Here is a 17918-nt window from a genome sequence, read left to right as displayed (position 1 = left end):
ATATAAAAAGAAGGAGACTTAAGACTTCACCTTTTTTTAAACAAAAGCACTAAATGATAAATGGTATAATTTCAATTTCATTAAATGCTCAAAACGACTAGTATACTTTTCAGATGACCATTTTTCCCATAAAATCCATTTGTTGGGTAATTTGGTATTCTGTTTCTCTTTGATTGCTGTTAATTGGAGAGCCGAACCTGATGATGATTATGCACATTTGCTCACATAATTAATTTTTCGCGCTTACCTTATTTTACTGAAATGATTGTAAGGTCTATAGAAACATTATTAAATCAATCTATTTCAGAAATATTTAACGAAGTTAAACTAGACTGATTTCATAAAACAAAATGGACAGGGGAAGGGCTCTTGGGCTAGAGTTTTTTCAAGTATTCATATTTTTAAAGGTTGGAATCTTGTTAATACAAAGGTTTCAGCTTTTTTTGTCGCGTATTTTGAAGCGAGATCAGTCCTTATGTGAACATTGCAATTTTATACTGGATTTTTATTTCTTTCGTTGGGTGCAAGCTTGTACATCTTATTCATATTCGGCAAACTCTTAGGGAAGGGGGATGCGTACTTACCATTATTTCTAAATTAGTTCCCTAATTTAGAAATAATGAGATTAACCAGGTTGCCAAACAAAATGATGGGTCAATGATCATTGTGATGATTGGGCATTTTATTTTAAACTTCGTTCTTTAGAAAAACCCCTCGGTTATTCCAAATTCGGAAACATTCGTATAGCCAATTTCATATAAAACAAATCAGTCATTCATTTTTATTATCTTTTAAATGACCTGAACGTACCACTTTAGTTTTTAAATATTTTTCATTAAACTCGGAAATATCTCCCCATAACGGAACTCTGCCTGCAACATTGGCACCTGACTTTTGAAGGGCTTCTAATTTTCTCGGATTGTTGGTGATAAGAGTCACTGGATTAGAGCGCAGGTTTTTTAACACTCGAATGGCGTCATCATAGTTACGTGCATCATCCACAAATCCAAGCTCCAAATTCGCTTCCACCGTATCCAATCCTTTTTCTTGCAGTACATAAGCCATGGCTTTACTAAATAATCCGATCCCTCTTCCTTCGTGATTGGCTAAATAAAATAAAGCACCGGTTCCTTGATTCGCAATCATTTTCATAGCCTGCTTTAATTGAAAGCCACAATCACAGCGTTTGCTGCCAAATATATCGCCAGTATGACAAATACTATGCATACGGATAAGTGCATCGGCGGAATGTTGAAAATCTCCATACAGTAACACACTTGATTGCTGCATTTCCGCTAAATTGGAAGAGGCTAAAGTTTCAATGATCTTTTCCATATTATAAGAGCCATCATTACAAAAATGACCTGCCATATTCTCACATGGTAACCAGCAATACCATTGGAATACAGTTGTTTCGCCATCTAAGTTAACGGGTAATTTTATGGGGCCGACTAAATAAATGGATTTTTCACCATTTTTAATCACGTTAATTTTATCTTCTAATATCATCGCCACTTTTTCATTAATCATATACTTCCTCCTGATGCTACAAAATATTTAGTTTACTGTTTGGCAAAATATTATTTTGGACCATTTATTCTTTATAGTTCTGTTCATATTGTACCCAATCACTCTTTTGTGAATCTTTTGTTTTAAAAAAAGCAAAAGCTCCAAATTACTATAGGGAAATGGTACATAAGGCCATTCAGTTTTTTTCGTGACAGGGTATGTTGGAGACGCTAAGGTATATGAATAGGTCAATTGTAAGCGATAAGAGGAGGGGAAGTTTTCCTAAGGTTGGCAGAAAAAACTATTTGAGTACTGAGCAAACGGAAAACCTTAAAAGCGGTCTTATTGCAATTCTTTTCAAGAGGCTAGGAAGTAGAAATTTTTTCTTGAAATTTGCATATAATCGTAGGAGAAAAGGAGTCATTTCTTTCTTGGTGATAGTTGAAATTGGAAAACATTTCCGATAATATAGTAAAAGAATCATATAATAGGAGGTTGTCCATTGGCTTTACAAATCAAGGAAGTCACGAAAAAATTTGGGGATTTCACAGCTGTCAATCAGCTTGATTTAACGATCCCAGAGAAAGAAATGTTTGGGTTTTTAGGTGGGAACGGAGCGGGGAAAACGACCACATTTAGGATGGTACTCGGCCTGCTTGACCCAACTGAAGGAGAAATAAGTTGGGAGGGTAAGAAAATCGATTATACGAACAGCTCATTGATTGGTTATCTTCCGGAGGAAAGGGGACTATATCCTAAACTGAAGGTGCGCGATCAAATAGTGTATTTGGCTAGATTAAGAGGGATGAATAAAAGGGATGCTTTAAAAGAGCTGGAGTATTGGTTAGACCGCTTTATGGTACCCGAGTACATCGACAAGCGAGTTGAAGAGCTTTCAAAGGGAAATCAGCAAAAAATCCAGCTGATCGCTTCCATGATTCATAAACCTGAATTACTTATTCTCGACGAACCTTTTAGCGGGCTGGATCCAGTTAATGTGGAAATACTGAAGAAAGCGGTCATCGATTTAAGGGACGGCGGGACGACGATCGTTTTCTCGAGCCATCGCATGGAACATGTTGAGGAGATGTGTGAGCATCTATGCATCATGCATAAAGGTTCCCCGGTTGTGGCTGGGAAATTAAAAGAAATTAAGCGTTCTTTTGGTAAAAAGAATGTGTCAATTAAAGCTGATTTTGATTTATCTTTCTTGGATACGTATCCTGGTGTAACAAAAGTTAAGAATACGATGGAAGGGAAAATCCTTCAAGTCACTGGTGAAGATGTAGCCGAGACCATGATTCGTGATCTTGTTCCAAAAGGGTTCGTTCGAAAATTCGAATTGGAAGAACCTTCGCTGACTGATATTTTCATTGAAAAAGTAGGTGCAGTCTATGAATAAATTTTGGATTGTTCTTTCCCATACATATCTATCAAAATTAAAAACGAAATCCTTTATCATTTCTACAATCATTATGATGGCCTTGATTCTTGTTCTTACGAATATTTCGAAGCTTATTGATACATTCGATAGTGATGATCAGGAAAAGGTTGCCGTTATCGATCAAACTGAAAATCGTTTATTTGCTCCTTACAAAAGTGCGGTAGCAGGTGTGAACGAAGATCTCTCAGTACTATCCGCCAAGGATGAAAAGGAAGCGGAGGAAATGGTTAGCGCTGAAGAAATCGTTGGGTATCTGTTAATCGAAAACGATGACAGCGTCGGCTTCAAAGGAACGTATAAAGCGAATCAAATTTCAGATTCCATGGTAAGCAATGATTTGCTTCTCGCACTTACCCAATTGAAAAGTCAAATAACGACGAAGGAACTGAAATTGACGGAGCAGCAAATCGCTCAATTGAATACGCCGCCAGCCTTTGAAACGATTGCGCTTCAGAAAAATGCCAAAACGGAAGAAGACCTGAATCAAGCACGCGGTCTCGTGTATGTGCTCTTATTCGTCATTTACTTCGGTGTATTGATGTATGCAACGATGATTGCAATGGAAGTAGCCACTGAAAAAACATCACGAGTCATGGAAATCCTGATTTCAAGTGTCCCGCCAGTCACGCAGATGTTTGCCAAAATAATGGGGGTAGCTTTGCTTAGTCTTACTCAAATGATTTTATTTTTTGGAGTGGGCTATTTCTCGATTAAACAAAACCTGACAGGTATGAATGAAGGATTCTTTTCATTTTTTGGTTTCGGCAACATCAATATCTCAACGATCATTTATGCGATCATTTTCGCTTTACTTGGCTATCTTCTGTACGCGACTCTTGCGGCATGTCTTGGGTCCGTTGTCAGCAAAATTGAAGATGTCCAGCAAATGATTTCACCGATGACCATGTTGGTGGTCATTGCCTTTATGATTGCAATGTTTGGATTGGGTAATCCTTCAGCCAGTTATATTACGATTACCTCTTTCATTCCATTTTTCACGCCAATGATCATGTTCCTACGCGTAGGCATGCTCGATGTCCCATTTTGGGAAATCGCCATCAGCATTGCAGTATTGATCTTAACCATTGTTTTACTTGGAATAATCGGAGCAAAAATCTATCGTGGTGGAGTCTTGATGTATGGAAGCTCAAAATCATTGAAAAGCATCAAGAATGCATTGCAATTATCAAAGAAACATTAACATGAAACCTGGATCCTTCATTGCCTTTTGGAGGTATTCAGGTTTTTTTAATAAGTTGTGCCCTATAGTCAGCAGTACACACAGTTAATGATAAATAAATATTATGGGATTTATGAAAAAGGATTGAAAAGGAACATAGATATAAGTGAACACAACTAAAATATTCCATTAATGCAACCACGATTAGGAGTGAATTATGATGAGCAATCTGGTAACTTTGACGATAGTATCGGAAGCGTTTCTCTTGCTATCCTTTATCATTATTATTTTATCAACAAGGAATCCGAAATTGAATGTTCTCTTGGTCATCCTGCTCATCATTGGAGGTGCACCGCTTCTATATTTAGCCATAGATCATGTGAAAAGCGATTATATGGATGCGAATATCGGATTGGGCCTGGCCTTTATGTTTACCTGGATCTATAGCGTAGTAGCTTTTATCATTGCCATCATTCTTTTAGTGAAAAAGAAAAGGAATCATAATATTTCAAACGGACAGTGATCATCAAATTTAGGGATCTTAAATCAAATAGACAAAAAAACGCTGAGGATACATGTTTCAGCGTTTTTTTGTTTTCGTATTACAGATTTAACTCATTGTTCTGGTTGTTTCTGTGAGTCAAGCAAGATTGTTTCTTACTATATAGGAACCTTACGTAAAGGATGGTTTGTAGGCCAGAGAAATCATTGTGACATTTCTGTAACAAACATTTTCTACAATACATATGAGTGGTGAACTTGAAAAAAATATAGGTTAGGAGAACTACATGAAAATTATTAAAATTTTGATTTCCTTTATATCGACAATGATGGTACTATTCGTATCTGGATGCAGTACGATTAATCCGAAGGAGGAAAAAGAGCTAGAACTAATAGCTGACGACACCTCTAATGGTAAGGTTGGGTTTTGGGCTGAACAGAAAAAGGGGACGAATTTTATGAATTCGAAATCCTTACCTGAAAACTATAAAGCTGCTAATGAGGTTAATATTGAATATATTCGTTTGGCTCCAGATAAATGGGCAAAAGACCATGATTTCTTGTTTAATGACCAGCCTGATGATCAGCCTAAAAAAGATTTTTTAATGGGAAATGCAGATGAATACAAAGGTATCGATGAGGAAGATTTTGCAGAATTGAAGTCAGATCTGGATTCTGCGTATGAACATGGATCTAAGGTTGTATTGACAGTACTAAGTCTTCCAGGAAATCGATGGCGCCAGTTTAATAATTATGAAAATGATGATCACATATGGAAAGATTTTAGGTATCATCAACAATCCGCTTTATTCTGGAGGGATCTAGCGCTGAGATTGAAGGATCATCCTGCTGTGATAGGATATAACTTGATTAATGAACCACATCCCGAAACGGCATCAGGATTCAATGATTTTTGGTCAGAGGATTATAGTAGGTGGTATAACAAAGTAGAAAATTCAGCAGCAGATTTAAATGAATTGTATAAAACCATTGTACATTCCGTTCGAACTGTGGATAAAGATACACCTATTATCCTGAATTCTGGTCTTTATGCCACACCATGGGCATTTAAATATTTAAAACCAATTAAGGATGATAAAGTTCTATATGCGTTCCATATGTATGAGCCATATGAGATGACAAGTCAAAATAAAAGAAAAGGATTTAAATACAAATACCCTGGCCCAGTGAGAGTTGGAGAAGGAAAAACAGAGAAAACATTTGATAGAAGTGCGTTAAAGGAATTTTTAGAACCTGTTAGGAAGTGGGCAAAAGAAAATAATATACCAGCTAATCGGATCATAGCCGAAGAATTTGGTATTAATCGTAGCGTCGAAGGCTCCGACAGGTATATAGCCGACCTAATATCAGTTTTCAATGAATATGGATGGCATTGGTCCTTTTATGCATTCCGTGAAGATACTTGGGAAGGGATGGATTATCAACTCGGGAATCAGGCACCTAAATGGGAATACTGGGAGGCGGTAGAGAATGGTGAAAAGCCAAACAGAGAAGAAATAGAAGTAAATAATCCGATTTGGAATGTGTTGAAAAAGGAACTTATGAGGTAATAAATTTGATTTGTAATAAAACATAAAAAGAAAGTGAAGTCTTATAATAAGGTTTCACTTTTTTAGGATGTATAAGGAGAGTATTTTCCAATGAATATTTTGATAGCTGATGATGAAAAACGATTGACAGCCATATTGAAGACTTATTTCGAGAAAGAAGGATTTAATGTGTATGTTGCCTTTGATGGTGAAGAGGCTTTGGATCTCTTCTTTTCTAATAAAATCGATTTGGTTGTGTTGGATTGGATGATGCCGAAATTAAACGGTTTGGAAGTTTGTTCCCAAATAAAGAAAATGAGCATGGTGAAAATAGTGATGTTGACAGCAAGGTCTTCTAATGATGATGAATTCAGTGCACTTGATATTGGAGCCGATGAGTATATCCGAAAACCATTTGACCCACGAATCTTGATTCTTAGGGTGAAAAAGATGCTTGGTATGGAAAAAATAGTTGGAATCAGGGACTTGAAAATCGATTTACTTAGAATGAAAGTATATAGAAATGGTAATGAAATTAGCCTTTACAAAAAAGAATTTGAGTTGTTGGCGTTTTTGTATAAAAATAAAGGACAAATATTGTCCAGAGATACCTTGTTATCAATGGTATGGGGTATGAGTTATATCTGTGAAGAAAGAACAGTCGACACACATATTAATAGATTGCGGGATAAGATTGGTGCGCACAACATTCTCACTCATAGGGGATTGGGGTATAGCTTCCATGATAAAGAGCAATAAAATAAGCAATAAATTATTATCCATGGTCAGTATAATAATGGTAATCGTTTTCGGTGTATCTTATTTATTGAACAACTATTTCTTGTCTGATTATTATTTGTATAAAATGAAGCAAAAACTCACTTCAACATATGATGAAATAAATGATTTGAGTATTAATAAGTTAATGGAAATCGAAAATTCCGCCGAAAGTGTTAATAATGTAACAATCGTTATCATTGAAAGCACTGGTAATATCGATGAACTGAATGAGCTAATGCAATTTAGCCTATACAAAGAAAAAATTCCATTGAATAAGTTTTGGATAACGGAAGATACAATAAAAAAGGTTAACGAGGGTAAGACAGTTAAACAGTTATATAATCAAGGGAAAATAAAGTCAAGCTTTCTGACTTTATTGTATGAACAGGAGGGTCATCTTGTTTTAATCGGTACAGTTGTCGTTCATAATACCGATGCAATGAAAATTATCAATCAATTAAATTTTTACTCCATTGTTTTCGGAATCATCATTATCTTATTGTTAGTCGCTTATTATTCTAAAAAAATCATTACTCCATTAGAAAAGCTACAAAGTGTGGCAAAGGATATTGCCAATTTGAACTTTAAACAAGTAAATATAAAGTCGGGAGATGAAATAGAGGAATTATCTCACAGTATCAATGATATGAGCACTCGCTTAAAAAATGCCCATTTCCAATTAGAAATGAAAAATCAAAATTTAAATACATTGGTATCAAACATATCCCATGAAGTAAAAACACCATTATCATTAATACAAGCCTATACAATAGGCATAAAGGATGGCTTTGATGATGGCACATATACGAATGTTATCTTGGAACAAGTGAGAAATACATCCGATATGGTAGATCATTTAATTATGCTTGCTAAAGTTCAAGCCTTGGATGTTAGCAAAGAAATGTTTGATTTAAGAGTGTTTCTCCAAAAGTTAATTTTACATTATAAAGCTCTATTGAATAACGATGGCATAGAAGTTCGCGATCACTTAGATTCAGCTGAGAAATGCATGGTAAAAGCAGATAAAAGACAAATGGATATTGTATTTAACAACCTTATTAGCAACGCCATTAAGTATGGGGAAGAAGACTTTTTTGTCATAACATTGGAGAATGATCTTGACGGCAGTTTGAAATTCGAAATAAAAAATAAAACAACAATAGTAAAAGAAGAACATTTGCAAAATATATGGGATTCTTTTTATGTGATAGAAGAATCGAGAAATAAAGAAATTTCTGGAACGGGATTGGGCTTGGCAATAGTAGCCAATATATTGGCTAAAAATGATTTAAGATATGAAGTTACTTTAAACGGGATGAATATTCATTTTACGATATGGTTTGAAACACAGTAGGGCATCACCACATTGGTGATGCTTCAGTTTGTAGACAAAAGGGGTTCGGAATTAAAAAATTCCGAACCCCTTTTGAAACCCCTTTTGAATTTTCGCCTAAAGTTAAGAGATTGGGGCTCTACGAGCCCACTATGTTAGGCCATTTTTGGATCTTGCCATGTCCAATTGGCCATCTTCTTTAAATTAATGGCAGCGAAAGTAAGCATCGTCTGCATCGATAATTTTTTAAGTCCCCTTAAAGTAGTCCAACGCATACCATGCTTTTCTTTTGCATCTACGAATACAAGCTCAATCGTTTCTTTACGTTTCGCATATATAGGTCTTACATCTTGATGATGACGCAGATGATCTGCTTCTTCCACATGCGTTTGCCAGATATGCCGTGTCACCACTTTTTGATAAACTTTGCTTTCTGTACACTGTGATAAAGATGAGCATATTGTACAGATGTGTTTGGGCGATTTGTACTCGCGATAGCCCTCTTTATTTGTTGTTGAGTACGTTTATAACTCGCCCGAAGGGCAAAGGTAACAATTGTTCGAGGACGTGTATAGGGTAAAGCCGGTATGATTTTTTTGTTAAATAGGTAGTTTGTAATCGCCGGTGTTTTATAAGCTGCATCTGCGGCAACGGCTTCCGGTTTTACAACTTTCTCAATCACTTGTTCAACAAGTGGCTCTAAGATATGACTATCATGTGTATTTCCAGGTGTTACAATCGTTCCTAATACAAAACCGTTGAGGTCTGCGGCCGCGTGGAATGAATAGGCAAACTGTTTTGTTCGTTCATCTTTCACATAGTAGCCACTCTCAGAATCAGTTGTACTTTCTTTTATTCCTTTGGTTTCTTCCTTAACAAATTTATCTGGTGGAAAAGGCTTCTTTCCATGATTTTCACGATCTTGATTTATTTCATCTTGAAGGCGTCCTTGATACGCTCGTGTTTCTTTGCGAACGATTTTCTTTTCAAATTTCCTCTTGTTCGCACTGGCTTTCACATGTGTGGAATCGACGAATATGTGCTCTGCACTTATCAACTTTCTATCAGCAGCTGTCATTAAAATGCGATAGAAAATCTGTTCAAACAGGTCTGTATCTTTAAAGCGTCGCTCATAATTTTTCCTGAACGTAGAGAAATGAGGTGCTTTATCATGGAAACCGTAGCCTAAGAACCAACGGTACGCCATATTTGTTTCAACTTCTTCAATCGTTTTACGCATGGAACGAATACCGAAGGTATATTGGATGAATGTCAGTTTCACTAAAATAACTGGATCAATACTTGGGCGTCCTACCTCTGAATACATATCTTTCACCAAGTCATAAATGAAAGTGAAATCAATGGCAGCCTCCACTTTCCGAACCAAATGGTTCGGTGGCACCAGTTGATCTAAAGTAATCATTTCCAGTTGATCTCGCTGAATAGAATCATGTTTAGAAAGCATCCTCATCACCTCAAGTTTTAATACTTCTATTTTAAAACAAAAAAGACTCTAGGCAAAAGGGTTCTATCTAAAAGTTAAAACAAAGTTGATTGGAACGGAAGGAACGAGACTCCTGCGGGAAAAGCGCGTCTAAGGGAGACCCCGCAGGCGAAAGCCGAGGAGGCTCCCGGACCGCCCGCGGAAAGCGAGTGCCTGGAGTGGAAATCAACGTCCAAATTGTAAAAGCAAAAAAAATATTGTAGGCAAACTCGATTTTCATCGAGTTTGTCTACAGTCTGGGGCATCACCACATTGGTGATGCTTTTTTGTCATACTGTTGTGACATATGAAAGGTACTATATAAATCAGAGATGGACTTTCGATGTTCCAAATAAGGGATGAAAAGGGGAAGAAAAGTGAAACGAGCAAGTTTAGGAAAAATCATTTTTTTTACATTGATATTGATAGGAGCTCTGAATTTTATAAAATTATTTGATATAAACTCAATTTCTACAGAAAAAATGAAAGAAATTCAAAATGTTGTTGATAAGACAAGTATTGGGAAAATACAAGTGAACTGGAAAGACGTTGCTGCGATAGCGAGTGTGGAATATGAACTAGACACAATGACAAAGCAAGAAATAGAAAAGACGGCAAATCTGTTTATTGAGAAGAAGAGAAACCAATATCAATTGAAAGAGGTTGATGAAGTGATTGAAGCGTTAGCTTATAGTGAAAAACAAAAAAAAGAAGTCAATGCATATTTGAAATATTTAAATGGTGAGACTAGCTCAAATATAGAAAATAATGATAGCGTGCAAGTGAGTTTCATTTCCAGCATAAAAGAGGGGGCCATTGATAATTATAAAGAAAATGGTATTCTTCCTTCTATTACAATAGCACAAGCTATATTGGAATCCGGTTGGGGAAAATCAGAGTTGTCTGTGAAGTATAACAATATATTTGGGATAAAAAGTTATAACTGGGATGGCAAGTCGGCAAATATAAGTACGAGAGAATTTCATGAAGAGAATATTCAAGCTGATTTTAGAGTGTATGATACGATTTCCGATTCTCTCCAAGATCATGCAGCTTTTTTAACTGAAAATCCTCGATATGAAAAGAATGGTTTATTTTCTTCTAAAACTTATACGGAGCAGGCGACAGCATTACAAGAAGCAGGGTATAGTACAATAGAAAATGAAGCGGGCGAGAAAATATATAGTGAGTTATTAATAGAATTGATTAGGCAGTATCAATTACAATTAATTGATAGTGAAGCCCAACTTGGTTATGGTTAATGTTTTAATAAAAATGTATGGATGAACTGCTACTCACCTGTCCCTTATAATGTGAAAGTGAGCTTAGTTGCTTGGCCATATAGTAAGACCAAATCCCAACGAAATGAATAAAGAAATAAAATTGTAGTAAATACTGAACATAAACCACATTCTTTGCATAGGGTAGGAGGGTATGGTATATTAATTTGTGAGGAGGGGATGGGCAATGGATGAAATGATAAAGGGTCAAGATTCGATGAATGAAGAAGAATGCTGTTCGACCTCTTCCCACGGCCGAACGAGTCATCACTCAGAAGCAGTAAAAAAGAATTTAACGACCCGGTTAAATCGTATCGAAGGTCAAATTCGCGGTATAAAGGGTCTTATTGAAAAAGATACGTATTGTGATGATGTGATTACCCAGATAGCTGCTACACAAAGCGCAATGAATAGTGTGGCCAAGATTTTATTAGAGGGCCATCTAAAGAATTGTGTGGTTGAACGGCTGAATGATGGGGATACAGCGGTCATAGATGAAGTGCTTATAACGATTCAAAAATTAATGAAAAAATAAAGGAGTAGTGTGTTATGGAAAATGTAACATTGAATGTAAGTGGAATGTCTTGTGGTCATTGTGTGAATGCCGTTGAAGGAAATGTAGGAAAGCTGTCAGGTGTGGAAAGTGTAAAAGTTCATTTGGATGCAGGAAAAGTAGATGTAGCGTTTGATAAAGAAAAAGTATCACTTGAAAAAATAAAAGAAACAATCGATGATCAAGGATACGATGTCGAGTGATTGATGAGGGTGCTGCCTAAAGCACTTCTTTTTTACAAAAAATTATACCCCATATAGGTATAGAAGGCGGGGATGATGTGAGCAACCATATTAAAGAAACAAGTATGCAAATTTCAGGTATGACTTGTGCTGCATGTGCATCAAGGATTGAAAAAGGGTTAAACAAAATGGAAGGCGTTGAAGAAGCGACCGTTAATTTGGCCCTTGAGAAATCAGTCATCAAATATGATGCAGAAAAATTAAGCAACCAGGACTTTGAAAAGAAGATTCAAGATCTTGGCTACGATGTGGTAAAAGAGAAAAAGGAATTTACCATTACGGGTATGACCTGCGCTGCCTGTGCAACGCGAATTGAAAAAGGGTTAAATAAGTTGGATGGAGTGAACATGGCTAATGTGAATCTAGCTCTCGAAAATGCGACCGTCGAATATGATCACAGCGAAGCCTCACCAGTTGACATTATTCAAAGAGTCGAGAAGCTGGGGTATGGGGCAATCATCAAGGAAGATAATATGGAATCAGTGGATTTCCGTCAAAAGGAAATTCAAAGACAAAAGAATAAATTCATCTTTTCCGCCATTTTATCTTTTCCATTGCTATGGGCGATGGTAAGCCATTTTAGCTTTACTTCGTTTATCTATATGCCTGATTTCCTCATGAATCCATGGGTGCAAATGGCCCTTGCCACTCCTGTACAATTCATCATCGGAAAGCAGTTTTATGTAGGTGCTTATAAAGCCTTGAAAAATAAAAGTGCCAATATGGATGTATTAGTCGCAATGGGAACATCTGCTGCTTATTTTTACAGTGTCTATCAGGCATTCATCTCGATCGGATTGCACCACCATACGGCACAACTTTATTTTGAAACAAGTTCCATTCTTATCACCCTCATCCTATTAGGGAAGCTTTTTGAAGCAAAAGCAAAAGGACGTTCCTCCGAGGCCATCAAAAAATTGATGAGCCTTCAAGCTAAAACGGCATTAGTGTTAAGGAATGGGGAAGAACGTGAAATACTCCTTGAAGAGGTCATCGTAGGTGATGTGGTTTTGGTGAAGCCGGGTGAAAAAATCCCTGTCGATGGAGAAGTGGTCGAAGGGAACTCCGCCGTTGATGAATCCATGTTAACGGGTGAGAGCATTCCGGTTGATAAAGCAATCGGTGATACTGTGATTGGGTCAACATTAAATAAAAATGGTTTTCTCAAAATGAAAGCAACAAAAATCGGAAGGAATACAGCTCTTTCTCAAATCATCAAGGTCGTCGAAGATGCTCAAGGGTCTAAAGCTCCGATTCAACGGCTTGCAGACCAAATTTCCGGAGTTTTCGTTCCCATCGTTGTCGGTATCGCCCTTTTAACTTTTCTCGTTTGGATGATATGGGTTAACCCTGGACAATTCACACCCGCTTTGGAAGCGATGATTGCCGTTCTTGTCATAGCTTGTCCATGTGCCCTAGGTTTGGCCACTCCCACATCCATCATGGCGGGATCGGGGCGAGCTGCTGAATTCGGTATTTTATTTAAAGGAGGGGAACACTTGGAGACCACTCACCATATTGATACGGTCATTTTGGATAAAACGGGAACGGTTACGAATGGTACCCCTGTTTTGACAGATGTCCTTATCGAGAACGGAATGGAAGAAGTCCAGTTTCTATCTCTTATCGGTGCAGCTGAAAAACAATCGGAGCATCCCCTTGCCCAATCGATCGTAAAAGGAATTCAATCAAGGCAAATAAGACTTGCCGCGGTTGGGGAGTTTGAAGCGATTCCCGGTTATGGGGTGAGGGCTATAGTGGATGAAAAAGTGTTATTAATTGGAACACGTAAATTGATGAAGCAAAATCACGTGGATATTACAAAGGCGCTAATCGCAATGGAAGAGCTTGAAGAGCAGGGGAAAACAGCAATGCTTGCTAGCTTTGATGGTGAATATACCGGCCTCATTGCTGTTGCAGATACGATTAAAGATACCTCACTTACAGCGATTAAGAGGTTAAAAGCGATGAATATCCGGGTCATCATGATAACGGGGGATAATCAAAGGACAGCAAATGCCATCGGAAATCAAGTGGGCATCGACCAAGTGATTGCAGAAGTCCTTCCTGAAGGGAAAGCGGACGAAGTGAAAAAACTTCAGGCTTCCGGCAAAAAAGTGGCAATGGTCGGGGATGGTATAAATGATGCACCCGCGCTTGCGCTGGCTGATATTGGAATGGCTATTGGAACCGGGACGGACGTAGCCATGGAAGCTGCGGATATCACTTTGATCCGCGGTGATTTAAACAGCATTGCAGATGCAATCCTCATGAGCAGGAATACGATGCGCAATATCAAGCAAAACCTGTTCTGGGCCTTTTCCTATAACGTAATCGGAATACCGATTGCGGCAATCGGGCTCCTTGCCCCGTGGTTAGCAGGTGCTGCCATGGCTTTCAGTTCTGTTTCAGTCGTATTGAATGCGCTTCGCCTACAAAAGGTAAAGCTCTAAAAATCATGTAAATATTTTATGAAGGCATTGGTACTGGTATCAATGCCTTTATCTACTTGCATTCTTAGAAGAATGAATCATTGACACTTGTCACCTAAACAAGAGCGAAAATAGGGTCTAAATTAAGTATCTGGAATGATCGTAACAGCGATCGTCCGAACGGGAGCATTTTTTCCTTTGGCCGAGGCATGATAGTATTTAGTCATTAATTCGTTCAATTCATGTTGAAATTGGATAAAGTGATCTCCATCCAGCTTTAATTCCACTAAGGAAAAAGTTGCACCGTCTTCCTTGTCGTTTTGTTCTTCCAATTTCTTAAGATAACTTTGGTATTGTGTCATAAGGGATAATTGATAATAGGAAACATAATCAAGCTTCTTCTCAGTAGAAGCTTTTTTCCATTCTTCTATACTAATTTTAGCTTCCATTTCATTTAAAGCGTAATATTTTTCGGAAACGGATTTCACCTTTTTTTCTTTAATAACGCGAATGATGCCTGCATCCAACATGACTTGTATATGTCTATATAGTGTTGCTTGTGGTACGTCTTCAATGATTTTTACCATTTCCAAGGGGGTTAAACCGTTTTCATTGTTCCTCATAAGTACTTGAGAAATTTTCATTCTTACCGGGTGCATTAAAACTTCAACTTTATTGATCATAAAGTTCTCCTTGTATGTCGTATTTTTATTCTTATTATAAATAATGAGAATGGGTATTGCAATGCTCTCTCTTTGAAGTTATTATTATCATTATCAATACTGATAATGAAATAAAGGGGAGTGAATAAATGAAACTGCACTATGGGTTTGATGATCTAAAAGATATTGATTTAATGGCCTTTATCCCGATAATATTGCCGTTTTTAGCAGTAGGTCTACTATTGGTATCCATTGCATTAATTGATTTGTACAGACATAGAAACACAAGGGAAAACGTCCTCATCTGGACACTGGTTATCCTTTTTGTCAATACAATCGGTCCAATTCTGTACCTAGTTATAGGGCGAAAGGATCGTGAAAGATCATGAAGTTGGAAATCCTGAATGTGACGAAAGCATTTAAAGGAAAAGTCGCTGTCGATAATTTCTCGATGGAACTGGAATCGGGAGAATGTGTCGGTTTAATCGGACCGAATGGAGCGGGGAAATCCACGTTACTAAAAGTGATTTCAAATATAACCGATCCAAACGCAGGTGAAGTTTTGCTAAATGGCCAAGAAATATCGAAAATGAAAAGTGAAATTGGCTACCTGCCACAGTATCCTAATTTTTTTCATTGGATGACAGCGAAAGAAACGCTTACTTTCATGGGGCAACTATCTGGTTTAAAAAAGGAAGAATTAACAAAAACAATACCCGAGATTTTAGCTAAAGTTGGTCTTCGTGGTGAAGAAAATTCTAAAGTTGGCACTTATTCTGGAGGGATGAAACAGAGACTCGGCATTGCCCAAGCATTGCTGCATAAGCCTTCGCTTATTGTCATGGATGAACCTGTTTCCGCATTGGATCCAGTTGGCCGAAGAGAAGTGCTTAACTTGATTGGAGAAATAAAAAAAGAAACGACGATTTTATTATCCACCCATATATTGAGCGATGCTGAAGAGATATGCGAACGATTTGTTATTATAAAAGATGGAATAAAAATTGAAGATACGACGATCTCCAACCTCTTAAACCGCAATGGCAAAAATAAGCTATGCGTTGAAATTACAGCGAAAGATCAAAAATGGGTTGAGATTGTAAAAAAATTACCTTATGTGAAGGAAGTCGAGGTCATTGGGCATAAAGTCAACATAAAGGTTGAAAACATCAAAAAAAACAAAAATATGTTACTGGAACATGCACTTGAAAATAAAGTGGACATTGTAAAATTCGATATGAATAACGATACTCTGGAAGATATTTTCTTGAAAATGGTGGTCGTGAAATGAAAAAGTTTATTGTACTGCTAAAAAAAGAATATATACATATGGTACGGGATATTAAGGTTATTTGGCTGCCTGTCGTTTTCATCTTTTTAGGGATCACACAACCGATAGTAACTCATTACCTGCCATCCATTTTGAAAGCATTAGGCGGTGGTCAGGGAATTACCATTGATCCGAGTATGACTTCCCAAAGAGGGGGGGAAGTACTAGCCAGTACGTTAGGGTCTCAATTTGATCAGCTTGGACTTATGATTCTTGTAATCTCAATGATGGGTATTATACAAACAGACAAAGCAAATGGCATGTTGGCGTTTATTCTAACTAGGCCTGTTACCGTTATTTCCTATATAGCTGGAAAAATCGTATCACATTATTCGATAGCGGCTTTAAGTGTGGCAATTGGATACTTTGCTTCTTATCTATATGCAAATTACCTTTTTACTAATGTTCCATTTTCACATATGATATCTGCACTTTTATTATATCTTGTTTGGATTCTTTTTATCGTCACTTTCACAACGATGATCAGTACTATTTTTAACAGCCAAGGTGTTATTGCGTTAATTTCGATTATTTTTCTCATAGGCTGCAGAATCATTGTTGGTTTAAGTCCGGTTATCGATTTTGTAAATTCAGCAAGCATGAGCAAGCATGCCATGACTGTACTCATCACAGGTACAATAAGTTCCAATGCAATTGCTAACCTACTTGTAACGCTATTCTGGATTGTTTTGATGCTCTTTGTAACGAATTATTGGATTGCCAATAAAAAATTCAATCATGAATAAAGCAATACTAGTGAATGAATACACCTATTGATTTACCATTCTATACAAATAAAAGCCGATGATTCATAGGGACCATCGGCACTCTTCCTGAATTTTTCGGGTGCTATACCGAGCTTATTTTAAACAGAAAAATACATAATCTGTAGGTACACCACGCTCGCCTTGTTAATGGAGCATCGCTGACACATTACCCCGATGATAGGTACCGTGATTGACCACATGATGGATGAGGTCGGCAAGTACAAACTCACAAACCCCCATTTTGGGGTGTTCGGCTACTACGGTCCTTTCGAGATCAGGCTCCAAAGCAAAAAAATTGTCATATTCCTTATAAAGTTCATCATAGCAGGATTCAAGTCCTTTTATTGAGATTCCACGCACTTCTTCCCGCCGCTGCTCTACTTTCCTAAACGTATCTTGAATGGTGCTTCCTTTCATGATCTCCAGCCATGTTATATCCGTAGCGTAAAGATGAACCAAGACGTCCTTAATGGATGTAAAGACACTTTTCAACGTATCACCATAAACTCCATCCGGTAATTTTTTTACGTGTTGGAACACTTGAGTATTAGCCCAAACATGATAATCATACATTTTCTTTGCTCGGTTCTTTTCCATTTACTCACTCCTTTACCTTAACCCTTTCGACAATATTCAAACAATACCTTTCTAAGGTGAATTGTAACCTGCCGAAACCTGGATGTTGGTGAGTTTCGACTGGTAACTTCTGAACAAATACTAGTGAATTAATGAGTTCCCATTTTTGCCAATAAAGACTTATATTTAATCATTTTTTCATTAAATCCAGCCAACAACCACGTTTGTTTTTTGACTGACACTAAATTGGAGGCCGATTATTAGAGATAATTTCAACACTGATATTTATATAAAAA

At 37.2% G+C, this 17918-nt stretch carries 16 protein-coding genes and 1 pseudogene; 13 read left to right on the top strand and 4 right to left on the bottom strand.

The genetic code is table 11. The features are described 5' to 3' along the window. Positions 1 to 771: 771 nt before the first annotated feature. On the bottom strand, positions 772 to 1530 hold the full coding sequence (locus tag ACFWE9_RS20395) for a GTP cyclohydrolase II (protein ID WP_230156569.1): 759 nt from the start codon (positions 1528 to 1530) through the stop codon (positions 772 to 774). A 481-nt stretch (positions 1531 to 2011) separates the two neighbouring features. On the opposite strand from ACFWE9_RS20395, the gene ACFWE9_RS20390 reads away from it, so the two are divergent. From ACFWE9_RS20390 to ACFWE9_RS20365, 6 genes are all read left to right on the top strand, one after another. Continuing rightward, the gene (locus ACFWE9_RS20390) at positions 2012 to 2911 is read left to right on the top strand and encodes an ABC transporter ATP-binding protein (RefSeq protein ID WP_230156568.1); all 900 of its coding nucleotides are present in this window, start codon (positions 2012 to 2014) and stop codon (positions 2909 to 2911) included. Beyond that, on the top strand, positions 2904 to 4154 hold the full coding sequence (locus tag ACFWE9_RS20385; protein WP_377358468.1) for an ABC transporter permease: 1251 nt from the start codon (positions 2904 to 2906) through the stop codon (positions 4152 to 4154). Before ACFWE9_RS20390 ends, ACFWE9_RS20385 begins: the two co-directional genes overlap by 8 nt. A gap of 199 nt (positions 4155 to 4353) precedes the next feature. Beyond that, positions 4354 to 4656, top strand: coding sequence for a hypothetical protein (locus ACFWE9_RS20380; protein ID WP_230156566.1), 303 nt, complete (start codon positions 4354 to 4356; stop codon positions 4654 to 4656). Between the two features lie 304 nt (positions 4657 to 4960). After that, positions 4961 to 6205, top strand: coding sequence for a glycoside hydrolase family 5 protein (locus ACFWE9_RS20375; protein ID WP_377358473.1), 1245 nt, complete (start codon positions 4961 to 4963; stop codon positions 6203 to 6205). 90 nt (positions 6206 to 6295) lie between these two features. Continuing rightward, positions 6296 to 6943, top strand: coding sequence for a response regulator transcription factor (locus ACFWE9_RS20370; RefSeq protein ID WP_377358466.1), 648 nt, complete (start codon positions 6296 to 6298; stop codon positions 6941 to 6943). After that, positions 6927 to 8318 (top strand): HAMP domain-containing sensor histidine kinase, encoded by a 1392-nt coding sequence (locus tag ACFWE9_RS20365; RefSeq protein ID WP_230156558.1) that lies wholly within the window; start codon positions 6927 to 6929, stop codon positions 8316 to 8318. The genes ACFWE9_RS20370 and ACFWE9_RS20365 overlap by 17 nt, the downstream gene beginning before the upstream one ends. A gap of 134 nt (positions 8319 to 8452) precedes the next feature. Here ACFWE9_RS20365 and ACFWE9_RS20360 read toward each other — a convergent pair. Then, positions 8453 to 9762 (bottom strand): annotated as a pseudogene (locus ACFWE9_RS20360) (IS1182 family transposase). 395 nt (positions 9763 to 10157) lie between these two features. Between ACFWE9_RS20360 and ACFWE9_RS20355 the strand changes: the two are divergent. The 4 genes from ACFWE9_RS20355 to ACFWE9_RS20340 all read left to right on the top strand — a co-directional run bounded on the left by ACFWE9_RS20355 (position 10158) and on the right by ACFWE9_RS20340 (position 14308). Continuing rightward, positions 10158 to 11042 carry a glycoside hydrolase family 73 protein gene (locus tag ACFWE9_RS20355; protein WP_377358464.1) on the top strand — a complete coding sequence of 295 codons (885 nt, stop codon included), beginning with the start codon at positions 10158 to 10160 and terminating at the stop codon, positions 11040 to 11042. A 214-nt stretch (positions 11043 to 11256) separates the two neighbouring features. Then, positions 11257 to 11595 (top strand): metal-sensitive transcriptional regulator, encoded by a 339-nt coding sequence (locus ACFWE9_RS20350; protein WP_377358471.1) that lies wholly within the window; start codon positions 11257 to 11259, stop codon positions 11593 to 11595. A gap of 14 nt (positions 11596 to 11609) precedes the next feature. Beyond that, positions 11610 to 11816 (top strand): copper chaperone CopZ, encoded by a 207-nt coding sequence (copZ, locus tag ACFWE9_RS20345; RefSeq protein WP_230156554.1) that lies wholly within the window; start codon positions 11610 to 11612, stop codon positions 11814 to 11816. Positions 11817 to 11893: 77 nt separating this feature from the next. Next, entirely contained in the window at positions 11894 to 14308 is a 2415-nt protein-coding gene (locus ACFWE9_RS20340; RefSeq protein WP_377358462.1) for a heavy metal translocating P-type ATPase, read from the top strand. 122 nt (positions 14309 to 14430) lie between these two features. Here ACFWE9_RS20340 and ACFWE9_RS20335 read toward each other — a convergent pair whose 3' ends face one another. After that, a complete protein-coding gene (locus tag ACFWE9_RS20335; RefSeq protein WP_230156552.1) occupies positions 14431 to 14970 on the bottom strand; it encodes a transcriptional regulator in 540 nt (179 codons plus the stop codon). A gap of 128 nt (positions 14971 to 15098) precedes the next feature. On the opposite strand from ACFWE9_RS20335, the gene ACFWE9_RS20330 reads away from it, so the two are divergent. The 3 genes from ACFWE9_RS20330 to ACFWE9_RS20320 are packed head-to-tail and all read left to right on the top strand — an operon-like array spanning position 15099 to position 17025. Continuing rightward, entirely contained in the window at positions 15099 to 15338 is a 240-nt protein-coding gene (locus ACFWE9_RS20330; RefSeq protein ID WP_230156550.1) for a PLD nuclease N-terminal domain-containing protein, read from the top strand. After that, positions 15335 to 16240: an ABC transporter ATP-binding protein gene (locus ACFWE9_RS20325; protein ID WP_377358459.1), complete on the top strand. Its 906-nt coding sequence runs from the start codon at positions 15335 to 15337 to the stop codon at positions 16238 to 16240. Before ACFWE9_RS20330 ends, ACFWE9_RS20325 begins: the two co-directional genes overlap by 4 nt. Then, a complete protein-coding gene (locus ACFWE9_RS20320) occupies positions 16237 to 17025 on the top strand; it encodes an ABC transporter permease (protein ID WP_230156546.1) in 789 nt (262 codons plus the stop codon). Before ACFWE9_RS20325 ends, ACFWE9_RS20320 begins: the two co-directional genes overlap by 4 nt. A gap of 165 nt (positions 17026 to 17190) precedes the next feature. Here ACFWE9_RS20320 and ACFWE9_RS20315 read toward each other — a convergent pair whose 3' ends face one another. Further along, positions 17191 to 17643 carry a DinB family protein gene (locus tag ACFWE9_RS20315; protein WP_377358457.1) on the bottom strand — a complete coding sequence of 151 codons (453 nt, stop codon included), beginning with the start codon at positions 17641 to 17643 and terminating at the stop codon, positions 17191 to 17193. Positions 17644 to 17918 lie beyond the last annotated feature (275 nt).

The organism is Peribacillus sp. NPDC060253, assembly GCF_042727425.1.
GTDB lineage: Bacteria > Bacillota > Bacilli > Bacillales > DSM-1321 > Peribacillus.
The sequence above is the reverse complement of the archived record's forward strand: the minus strand, read 5'-3'. Positions and strand labels throughout refer to the sequence as shown.